Source organism: Synechococcus sp. PCC 6717, assembly GCF_022698185.1.
Lineage (GTDB): Bacteria > Cyanobacteriota > Cyanobacteriia > Thermosynechococcales > Thermosynechococcaceae > Thermosynechococcus > Thermosynechococcus lividus.
The window spans coordinates 113,484-124,388 of record NZ_JAKLTV010000006.1 but is presented as its reverse complement, the minus strand read 5'-3'; the positions used below and the strand labels follow the sequence as shown (position 1 = coordinate 124,388).

Annotated in this window: 9 protein-coding genes; 4 read left to right on the top strand and 5 right to left on the bottom strand. The window is 52.9% G+C overall.

What is annotated here, in order from left to right; all coding sequences use genetic code 11:
- Window positions 1-193: 193 nt before the first annotated feature.
- The 4 genes from L5470_RS06305 to L5470_RS06290 are packed head-to-tail and all read right to left on the bottom strand — an operon-like array spanning window position 194 to window position 3,448.
- Window positions 194-1,453 (bottom strand): DUF445 domain-containing protein, encoded by a 1,260-nt coding sequence (locus tag L5470_RS06305; RefSeq protein ID WP_099797691.1) that lies wholly within the window; start codon window positions 1,451-1,453, stop codon window positions 194-196.
- A 47-nt stretch (window positions 1,454-1,500) separates the two neighbouring features.
- On the bottom strand, window positions 1,501-2,340 hold the full coding sequence (gene rsmI, locus L5470_RS06300; protein ID WP_499498874.1) for a 16S rRNA (cytidine(1402)-2'-O)-methyltransferase: 840 nt from the start codon (window positions 2,338-2,340) through the stop codon (window positions 1,501-1,503).
- Between the two features lie 5 nt (window positions 2,341-2,345).
- Window positions 2,346-2,948 (bottom strand): precorrin-6Y C5,15-methyltransferase subunit CbiT, encoded by a 603-nt coding sequence (cbiT, locus tag L5470_RS06295; RefSeq protein WP_499498865.1) that lies wholly within the window; start codon window positions 2,946-2,948, stop codon window positions 2,346-2,348.
- 29 nt (window positions 2,949-2,977) lie between these two features.
- Window positions 2,978-3,448: an RNA recognition motif domain-containing protein gene (locus tag L5470_RS06290; protein ID WP_198406080.1), complete on the bottom strand. Its 471-nt coding sequence runs from the start codon at window positions 3,446-3,448 to the stop codon at window positions 2,978-2,980.
- A 454-nt stretch (window positions 3,449-3,902) separates the two neighbouring features.
- On the opposite strand from L5470_RS06290, the gene L5470_RS06285 reads away from it, so the two are divergent.
- From L5470_RS06285 to hemL, 4 genes are all read left to right on the top strand, one after another.
- Entirely contained in the window at window positions 3,903-4,904 is a 1,002-nt protein-coding gene (locus tag L5470_RS06285) for a cytochrome c oxidase subunit II (RefSeq protein ID WP_099797684.1), read from the top strand.
- Between the two features lie 41 nt (window positions 4,905-4,945).
- Complete coding sequence (gene ctaD, locus L5470_RS06280; protein ID WP_499498863.1) at window positions 4,946-6,604, top strand: cytochrome c oxidase subunit I; 1,659 nt, start codon at window positions 4,946-4,948, stop codon at window positions 6,602-6,604.
- A gap of 45 nt (window positions 6,605-6,649) precedes the next feature.
- Complete coding sequence (locus L5470_RS06275; RefSeq protein WP_099797682.1) at window positions 6,650-7,255, top strand: cytochrome c oxidase subunit 3; 606 nt, start codon at window positions 6,650-6,652, stop codon at window positions 7,253-7,255.
- Between the two features lie 198 nt (window positions 7,256-7,453).
- On the top strand, window positions 7,454-8,689 hold the full coding sequence (hemL, locus tag L5470_RS06270; protein ID WP_499498872.1) for a glutamate-1-semialdehyde 2,1-aminomutase: 1,236 nt from the start codon (window positions 7,454-7,456) through the stop codon (window positions 8,687-8,689).
- Here the strand turns inward: hemL and L5470_RS06265 are convergent.
- Window positions 8,680-10,830, bottom strand: coding sequence for an ATP-binding response regulator (locus L5470_RS06265; RefSeq protein ID WP_499498862.1), 2,151 nt, complete (start codon window positions 10,828-10,830; stop codon window positions 8,680-8,682). The genes hemL and L5470_RS06265 overlap by 10 nt on opposite strands.
- Window positions 10,831-10,905 lie beyond the last annotated feature (75 nt).

Below are 10,905 nucleotides of genomic sequence, written 5' to 3'. Positions count from 1 at the left end.
TTCAGTTGCCTTAGGTTATAATTGTACTGCGGACACCAGAAACGGTTGTTTAAGGCACTGGTAACGGTCGATTGGGGGTGTTGTAAACCACCCCAGAGGCTCGTGGTTGGCTTGCTAACTGCAGGGCTACTAAAAGCTCCCTGCTTTAGCTGGGAGTAGTTTACTGCAGAGGATTCCTAGGGACTAGCTGGGGTTATGGCCTAGCTTGCCAGTACAAAAATCCAGCTTGCACCAGACCAATTAAGAACCCCAAAATTCCCCCCAAGCGGACGATCGCCTGCAATTCACTACGGACAATGCCCTGAATCGCCAGTTCAAGGTTTTCTGGAGAAGTGGCCTTGACCCGATCCACAATCACTCGATCTAAATCAAGGATGGGAATGGCTCGCTCAATCATCAATTCGAGATCCCGCTCTAGGTAGCGATCTAGCACGAGCGCCAATTCATCACTCACCACCTCAAGGGACGCCGCTAAACTGGCGGATTCTCGCAGTCGCCGCAAAATGCTCAGGGAAATTCCCTCCCAATCTACGGTTTGACTGACCGCTTCAATCACCCCAAATCCCTGTTCTTGAATATAAGTCCGCACGGTTTGGCGAAAGAGCTGTCGCAGTTCGCGCACGGTGCCAAGGGGCAAACTTTGTAAACTGATATTTTGCAAGGCTTCTACTAAGCGTTGGCGCAGGGCAAGGGCTTGAATCAGGTCGTTAAGGCGGCGGTTGCAAGCCTCCCGTTCATTGAGGCAGTACTCCCGCAGCCGGATCAGCGTATTGCGCACTCCGACTAGATTGGCCATCACCCAGTAGGTGCCACTGGTATGTTGCCGCAGTTCTTGATCCAAAATGTTGATGGTGCGATCGGTTAAAAAATCAATAATGGCTAAGCGCAGACGATCTGGAGGCAGCATCACCGCCAGTAGCCAATTCGCTAGTTTTTCTGCCTGTTCATCGCTGAGTTGTAGCTCAACCAGCACTTGATCAAATAACTGGTTAAGTTGTGGCTCCAAAAAGTCTTCCCGCCGCGACCACACTTTGATCAGGCGGGGGAGGGCACCGCCAAAAAAGTCGCGCAGAATGTTGGCCAGCACTTGCGCCGATCGCTGTTCACTTTGCTCTTTAATTTGGGTAATGCTGGTTTCAAGGAGCCAGTAGATCACTGCTTTCACCCGCTGCACCTGCAAGAGGCGACGAGCAAGGTTTTGCAGTTCTTCAGGGGTGAGCAGAGACCCCAGAATGGCATCGGCAATACGGCGCGCCAACCGCTCTTGATTGCGGGGAATTAACCCCGGCGTAAAGGGAAGCTGCTTGCCGCCAATGTAGCGGGGGGTATAGGGGCGAAAGAGCATTGTAATGGCAAGATCGTTTGTAAAATAGCCGATAATCCCTCCGGCGACGGGGGGAATCAGCAGAGTCCAAAAATTGATACTTGCCAATGCTGGTGTACTCCTAGCCATTGTGGGGCGATCGCAACCGCGCCCAAGAATGTTGCTATCCCTTTATTCTATCGATTGCTATGGGTTCCCCTTAAGCCCATTTGGTAAAGCTGACGGCGAGACACACCCGTCAGAGCCGCTAGTTGGCGACTGGCTTCGGCAAGAGACAGCCCTTGAGACTGCAAGAGTTGTAGTTCGGTTTGGAGTTGCTCCCAGGAAATAGGGGAGGCTGTGGGCGCACTGCCGGCCACCACAAGGGTATATTCGCCTCGGGGAGGGGTTTGGGTAACCCACTCACTGGCTGCTGCAAGGCACCCCCGCCAAAAATCTTCGTAGCGTTTGGTTAGCTCACGAGCTAGGACAATGGGGCGATCGCCCCCAAAGGTGTCCACAAAATCCTGCAAGGTTGCGCGAAGGCGATGGGGCGCTTCGTAGAAAATCATTGTGCGCAATTCCTGGCGTAGCTGGTCAAGACGCTGCTGGCGATCGCGACCCTTCGGAGGTAAAAACCCTTCAAAACAAAACCGCGCCATCGGTAACCCCGCCGCCATCAACGCCGTCAAGGCCGCATTGGCACCCGGGATAGGGATGACTGGCACAGCGGCGGCAATACAAGCGGCAATCAGCTCGTACCCCGGATCCGCCACCCCCGGCAGCCCCGCATCACTCACCAAGGCAACCTGTTGGCCAGCGTGTAGTTTGGCAAGGAGGTGGGGCAGGCGTTGTTGGGTATTATGGGCATGAAGGCTAATCTGGGGCGTGGTGATGCCAAAGTACTGTAGCAGCCGGCCAGTATGGCGGGTATCTTCTGCCGCAATGAGATCCMCCTCCCGCAGCACCCGTAAAGCACGAGCCGTGATGTCTTCTAGGTTGCCAATGGGGGTGCCCACCACCCACAACTGCCCGATCCCCATCAGGAAATTTTTTCGCCACTGAGGATAAAAATAGGTTCAACCGCCGTAAAGAGTCGGTGTCCGCCACGGGTTTCCAAGCGATTGATCACCGACTGCACCACCTCTAAGCTGCGCGCCTGCACCGTAGCAAAGCCTTCCGAAAGGGCATAAAGATTTTCAAGACTGCCGGCGATCGCCACCAAACGCCCACCAGGGGCTAAATACTCCCACGCCTGCAACAGCACCTCTTTAATGGGGCGACCCCCTTCAAGACAAATGCGCTGCGGCGGGGGKTCTAATTGTGGAAAACACTCTGGTGCCGAACCTGCCACAATCTGAACATTGTTCACCCCAAAGCGATCGCAATTCCGCTGGATCAGATCCACCACCTCCTCATCCCGCTCGACAGCAATCACCTGCCCGCGATGAGCCAAACGTGCTGCCTCCACCGCAATGGTGCCCGTGCCTGCACCCACATCCCAAAGACACGACTCCGGCTCAAGCCGCAGGTACGATAGCATCAGCAAACGTGTTTCCCGCTGCGTTAAGGGAATACCGGGAAGGCGTTCAAAGAGACTATCGGGAATACCGGGGGTAACAAACGGCCACGGATCTGTTGGCATAGAAGCCCCCAACAATATAGGGCAAGGCGCTAGGGATTTGTGCTCTGCGCCAGCAGTCGCTCTTTTAACTGCGCCAACGCATCAGCCCAGCGAGGATCCGGTTGAGCCGCTTCTGTATCTATAGAGCTAGACCCAATTGTCGCTGGCGTTTGCGGGCGACGATTTCCCCCCTTGCTAGCTTTACGAGGATTGCTGCGACTGCTAACGCTAGGTTTTTCCACGACTTGCTCGTCCTTTGTCTCAGCTTTGGGCTTGTCGTTGGCTTTCTCAATTTTGAGAGGGTTGTCTTTGAAGGTATAGCCATTGAGTTTTTCGATCACTTGATCCGCCAACTCCTCTGACTCCACGGTTAGAAAACCAAACCCTCGGCACTTGCCAGTTTTGCGATCGGTAATTAGCTTAGTAGTGCCAACTTCCCCCACTTCTCTATTAAAGAGAGCTTCTAGCTCCTCACGGTTGAGTTCACGCGGCAAGTTGCCCACATACAGGCGGATAGACATAAAAAAACCTCCCTTAAGCAGATTAAAAAGAGCAACAATAAACACCGGCCAATCACGCACGACAAACCGCATCACGGTAAAAAGGGCGCAGATGAGTTCTATGCACTAACCCCGCTAACATTGACATAGTAAAATGCTCGCTTGTTTGGTTCACAGCTACTGTTGCTAAATGGAACCGCCGTGGATCGAATACAGCTAAAACTGCCAACTCACTAATAGTAACCTACTAGGGTTGGGGCACTGAATGCTCTATTCGCCCTCATCTAGGGTATCACGCTTTATGCAAGGAACGCTAGAATTCCAGCAATTTTTTTGCGTTGAGGCCGCGCTGACTAACGACTAAAATGACGACGCAAAAGCAGCTTAACGAATCTTTAGATTATTTTAACCCCCATTGCTGAGGAATCTGCCTAGGATCGGGATGGGATTGTCTCTGATGGCCTAGGCAAGCACTATGGAACAAATACCAGCTTCAATTTGGACGCTGACCGCTGGGGTTGTCATCACCCTTATCAGTTTTTGGGTGGGGCATAACCACAACCTTTTGCCAGAGCAAGCCTCGGAACAAGCTCCCCTAGTCGATGACTTCTTCGACATCATGCTCACCATTGGCACTGCCCTATTTCTGGTCGTGCAAGGCGCCATTATTTTATTTGTGATTCGCTACCGCCGCCGCGCTGGGGATGATGGTGATGGGGTTCCCGTGGAGGGTAATCTACCTCTTGAAGCCTTCTGGACAGCTATTCCGGCATTGATTGTCATCTTCCTTGGCATCTATAGCGTGGATATTTTCCAACGCATGGGGGGGCTGAACCCCGGAGATCATGCCATGCACACCATGGGAGATCACAATCCTGCTGTGGCCGTTGTTGCCGCAGCCCCCCAAACGACCGCTACCGATGCCCCACCCCTCCTAGCCACCAAGACTAATAGCGTTCCGGAAGTTGGCATTGGTGCCAGTCCGGATGTTCAAGGTAAAATGCCTGATCTGGTTGTGGATGTGGCGGGGATGCAGTACGCTTGGATTTTCACCTATCCTAGCCAAGGTATTGTCAGCGGAGAGTTACACATTCCCGTCGGCAAGGATGTGCAGCTGAACCTATCTGCCCGGGATGTCATTCATTCCTTTTGGGTGCCCCAGTTCCGGCTCAAGCAGGATGCCATTCCGGGGGTTCCCACCGAGCTGCGTTTTAAGGCCACGAAGCCGGGCACGTACCCTGTCGTTTGTGCGGAACTTTGCGGTGGCTACCATGGTGCCATGCGCACCCAAGTCATTGTCCATACCCCAGAGGAGTTTGAGACATGGCTGAGCCAAAACCAAACGATGGCAGCCATTCCCTCCCCCTCATTAGTGGCCAGTCATACAGCAGCGCTAGGGGTCACGCCCCAACTCCTCGCCCAGGTTGCAGCGGCGGCACAATCGCCCCAACCAGTGCCTTCCAGCGACCACATTTGATTTATTTGATTTGACTAGACTGTTGCATTCTTGAGAGAGCTATGGCGCAAGCACAACTCCCGCTAGATACTCCCCTGTCCTTACCGGAACATCCCAAGGCATGGAAGTGGTACGACTACTTCACGTTCAATGTAGATCACAAAGTTATTGGCATTCAGTACCTTGTCACTGCGTTTATTTTCTACCTCATCGGGGGCTTAATGGCGGTGGCCATGCGCACAGAACTAGCGACGGCCAATTCTGACTTCATCGACCCCAATCTCTACAACGCCTTCTTGACAAACCACGGCACAATCATGATCTTTCTCTGGATTGTGCCAGCGGCCATTGGTGGCTTTGGCAACTACCTTGTGCCATTAATGGTAGGGGCACGGGATATGGCGTTTCCCCGACTCAATGCCTTGGCCTTTTGGCTAAATCCACCCGCGGGGGCGCTGCTGCTCGCAAGCTTCCTGTTTGGAGGTGCCCAAGCGGGTTGGACATCGTATCCGCCCTTGAGTACGATTACGGCCACTACGGCGCAGAGCATGTGGATTTTGGCCATTGTTTTGGTGGGTACTTCGTCAATCATGGGGTCGGTGAACTTTATCGTCACCATCTGGAAGATGAAGGTGCCCAGTATGCGCTGGGATCAATTGCCGTTATTTTGCTGGGCAACCTTAGCAACCTCGTTGTTAGCCTTAGTTTCAACACCTGTACTGGCAGCTGGTCTGATTTTGCTGCTGTTTGACATTAATTTTGGCACCTCCTTCTTCAAACCAGATGCTGGCGGGAATGTGGKGATTTACCAGCATCTATTTTGGTTCTATTCCCACCCGGCAGTGTATCTAATGATCTTGCCCATTTTTGGGATTATGTCGGAGGTGATTCCTGTCCACGCCCGCAAGCCGATTTTTGGCTATTGGGCGATCGCCTACTCCAGCTTAGCTATCTGCTGTGTAGGTCTGTTTGTTTGGGTTCACCACATGTTTACCAGTGGTACCCCACCGTGGATGCGGATGTTCTTTACCATTTCCACCCTCATTGTGGCGGTACCCACAGGGGKGAAAATTTTTAGCTGGGTAGCAACACTGTGGGGCGGCAAAATTCGCCTCAATAGTGCCATGCTCTTTGCCATTGGCCTGCTGTCAATGTTTGTGTTGGGAGGCTTAAGTGGGGTAACCCTAGGAACGGCTCCCGTGGATATTCATGTCCACGATACCTACTATGTGGTGGCTCACTTCCACTATGTTCTGTTTGGTGGGTCGGTCTTTGGCCTGTACGCCGGAATTTATCACTGGTTTCCGAAAATGACGGGGCGATTATTGAATGAACCCCTTGGTATTGCCCATTTTGTGCTCACCTTAGTTGGCACCAACCTCACCTTTTTGCCGATGCATGAGTTGGGGCTGAAGGGAATGCCGCGGCGGGTGGCGATGTACGACCCTCAGTTTGAACCCATTAACGTTATTTGCACCATTGGTGCGTTTGTTTTAGCCTTTTCGGTTATCCCGTTCCTAATTAACGTCATTTGGAGTTGGAATAAGGGGAAAGTAGCAGGGGATAACCCTTGGGGCGGCCTCAGCCTTGAGTGGACCACCAGTTCACCACCGTTAATTGAGAACTGGGAGGTGTTACCGGTGGTAACCAAGGGGCCCTACGATTTTGGCGGCATTGTGCATCGTCCAGTCATGGATGAGGATGACGATGAGGACGAGTAAGTCGAGTTCCACCATCGGATGGTTTAGACCCTAGGAGCGATCGCCATGCAAGGTACTGTTGAGTCCCAAGAGACACGGGGTGTTATTGACCATCACCACGAGCATCCCGATTTTCGGGTATTGGGCTTGTTGGTATTTCTAATTTCTGAGTCTTTGATGTTTGGCGGCTTGTTTGCTGCCTACTTACTGCTGCGGGGCTTAAATGAGCAGTGGCCGCCAGAAGGCACAGAGGTAGAACTACTGGTGCCAACAATTAACACCATCATTCTCATCTCTAGTAGTTTTGTCATCCACTACGGCGACGTTGCCATTAAAAAGGATGATGTTCAGGGGATGCGCAAGTGGTACTGGATCACAGCCGCTATGGGACTGGTCTTTTTAGCTGGCCAAGTCTATGAGTACCTCAACCTTGGCTATGGCCTCCGCACCAACATATTTTCTAATTGCTTCTACGTCATGACTGGGTTTCACGGTCTCCATGTCCTGATTGGCGTATTGCTCATTTTAGGGGTACTGTGGCGATCGCGCCGCCCCGGCCATTACAGTGCCCATCAACACACTGGGGTGGCCATGGCAGAAATCTACTGGCACTTCGTAGATGTTATTTGGATTATTCTGTTTACCCTGCTGTATATTTTGACCCGCTTCTGAGGTCTTTGCCCCGCCCAAGAGCACCCAAAATAGAGCAGCAAATTGTAAACAAATGCAACAGGATTCCGCCTAGAGTGGGGGACAGGTGATTGCTTATAATAATTCGAGCAACCCAATGCGTGAAGGGAGTTAACGTTGACCACCACTGCTTTGCAAACCACTAAATCACAAGAGATTTTTGCCGCTGCCCAGAAATTAATGCCCGGCGGTGTCAGCTCTCCGGTTCGCGCCTTCAAATCGGTTGGCGGTCAGCCCATTGTCTTTGACCACGTTAAAGGTGCCCACATTTGGGATGTGGATGGCAACCAGTACATCGATTACGTTGGCACATGGGGACCTGCCATTGTGGGTCATGCTCACCCTGAGGTGATTAATGCACTTCATGCCGCCCTTGAAAAAGGCACCAGTTTTGGTGCCCCCTGCATTTTAGAAAATATTTTGGCCGAAATGGTCATCTCGGCAGTTCCCAGCGTTGAAATGGTACGCTTTGTCAATTCTGGAACCGAAGCCTGTATGGCCGTACTGCGCTTGATGCGTGCCTATACTCAGCGCGAAAAAGTGATTAAGTTTGAAGGCTGCTACCACGGTCATGCGGACATGTTCCTTGTCAAGGCAGGATCTGGAGTTGCCACCCTTGGTCTTCCTGACTCTCCGGGCGTGCCGAAAGCGGTAACCGCCGCAACGCTGACTGCCCCCTACAATGACTTAGAGGCCGTCAGCCGTCTCTTCCAAGAGTATCCTGAGGATATTGCCGGTGTGATTTTAGAACCCGTTGTAGGCAATGCGGGGTTTATCCCTCCGGATGCGGGCTTTTTAGAAGGGCTGCGGGAACTCACAACGCAGTACGGTGCCCTGTTAGTGTTTGATGAAGTGATGACCGGGTTCCGGATTGCCTACGGTGGTGCCCAAGAGAAATTCGGCATCATCCCAGATCTCACTACCCTTGGTAAAGTCATTGGCGGGGGGCTACCCGTGGGTGCCTATGGGGGCCGTGCCGACATTATGAAAATGGTTGCCCCAGCGGGGCCGGTTTATCAAGCGGGAACCCTCTCAGGCAACCCCTTAGCCATGACCGCCGGTATCAAAACCCTTGAACTGCTGAGTCGTCCAGGTACCTATGCGCAGTTGGATCACCTCACGGGTAAATTGATCAGCGGGCTACTGGAGGCGGCTCAAGAATTTGGCCACGCCGTTTGTGGCGGCCACATTAGCGGTATGTTTGGTCTGTTTTTCACGGCGGGGCCGGTTACAAACTACGAGCAAGCCAAAACAGCAGACCTCAAGAAATTTGCCGCCTTTCACCGCGGTATGTTGGAACAGGGCATTTATCTTGCGCCATCCCAGTTTGAGGCAGGCTTTACCTCCCTTGCCCACACAGAAGCTGATATTGAGCGCACTATTGCTGCAGCGCGGACAGTGCTCAGTCAACTGTAAGGTTTTACCGTTGCTGCGAGGCTAACGACCGCCACAAGGTCAGCGAGGTCTAAACACGGAAAGACCAATGTATTGCCAAGGCTATGTAAGGCACGGCTGATCTCCTCATCTAGGGTGATAATCGGCAAGCGCATGAGCTTGGGGTGATCGGCTAGGCGGGGGACTTGGATAAGGGGTAAGTCCCAGATCAGAACGTCGGGTTGCCAAATGTCGGCGACTAGGTCTGCCTGTTCCAGATCATCGGCTTCGAGGAGCCGTACATAGGGGAGGGGTAATTCTCGCGATAGCCCCAGCCCTAGTACTGTTTGAGTGCTTGCTGGCTCGTGACTTGGGGGATTTGCCGCCACTGGATTTAGCCGTGGATAGCACCACCGCTCCAAAACCTCCATTAGTAGAGCCGTTGAACTCTGAGTTGGTAGTTGCTGCACCAGCCCCGGGAGAGCACAGGGAGGCGACTCATCAGCAATGATCATCATGGGAATCGTTTCGCTATGGTCGGCGCTCGTGAGCACTTCGGTCACCTCTGCTAAGACCAAACCGGTGGCGGCGCGGATAACAATAGCGCTGGGATGCAGTTGCTCTAGTTTATCGAGGGCTTCTAGAGGCTGGCGAGCCACAACATAGCCATAATCTTGCTGCTTAAGAGCCTTGACAACGGTCATCAGCCACTCGGCATCGTTACTCACAAGCAGGATGATATGTCGGGCGTTGGGTACAGGAATACTGAGATCACTGGCCAAGGGCAGCAGCACACTCCATTCGCTGTACTGATCGGGTTGAGCAATAAAGGAGAGTTCGCCATTATGTAGGCGAGTCAGTTGATGGGCGAGCATTAGCCCCATGGTGACTTCTGCGTAGTCTTCAAGGCATTGGTGCAATAGGCGTTCATGGTAAGTGAGGGGAATGCCACCGCCTTCTTCCCACAATTGCACAACGAGCCACTCTTGCCATTGGCATAGACGTACCCCACGGCGATCGCCCCGGCTGAGTGCCACCCAACCAATGAGATGGGCAAAGATATGGCGCAGCCGTAGTGCATCCCCATACAGGTAAATGTCAGCCAAGGAGATGTCTATCTGCCACTGTAAGGAGAGGTCGGGGAACTGTGCTTCATAAAGATGTCCTGCTAACTCATGGGCGCGAAACCATAGGTTCGCCAGCTCCACCGCCTCCCATTGCAATTCCATCTCCCGCCAAAGAGCGCGGGTATAGTCCTGCCATGCCTGAATGAGCCGATTCATTTGCCAGCCACTGCGCTGAATGAGAGCAACGTAATCCTGTTGCTGGGGCTGAGACGTTTGCCAGAGTAACTGGGTTAAACTCAGCACGGCGGTGAGGGGGTTTTTAAGTTCATGGCCAAGGCTGAGTAAAAAGCGTTTCTGCTGCAAAAGACGCAGTTCATTAATACGGTTTGGCGGTGTAGTCGTGAGGTGGCTGGCAGCTTGGGCAAAAAAGAGCCAGTACGGCTCTACAGCAGATGCAACGGTTGCGATGGCGGGAGCTGTCTCACCGTTGAGGGTGGCAACCTCTGGCTGGCTCAAGTAAAGGGGGACAGAGCACAGTTGCCAAGGCGATCGCTCCCCCACCTGTTGGCAACTCATCCCTGTCAATTGTTGCTGAGCCGCAGGAGTAGTTCCCAAGTGCGTGAGCCACGCCGTATTTTGCCAAAGAACTGAGCCATTTGAGGCTTGAATTTGCAAGGGCAGGGGTAATTGTGCCAGTACCTCAACCCAAGGTAAGTGTGGTTGTCCCGCCCAGTAGTGGAGGAGTCGTTGCTGATCAAGGAGGCTAACAAACCGCTGCTGCTCATCCACGAGGGCAATATAGGCAGGTATCTGGGCTTGCTGAGAGACCCAATGCTGAAACTGCCGCAGTGACCAAGTTGCAGGCAATGTGGTTAACGGCGATCGCCAAGATCCACTCACCCGACCGACCGGTAGAGTCGCTACTGTGCCGTCGTAGCTTAAACTCAACGCTAAGCGCCAGCCGTGGACGACACCGATAGGCACTGAGGCGTTGTCAACAATGATCATGATTTCTGGTAATGTTTCTTGCCACAGACGGTGCACCTCTGCCAGCGGTAGCCCCATCGCTACAGTTACAGCGACCTCACCAAACGTCTGAAGATACAGGTGATCCATAGGTTATTCTGACCGCTGCAAGAAAATCTTGACTAGGCTTTAGGGCACCCTGCTATCGTCAACGGGAAAATGATA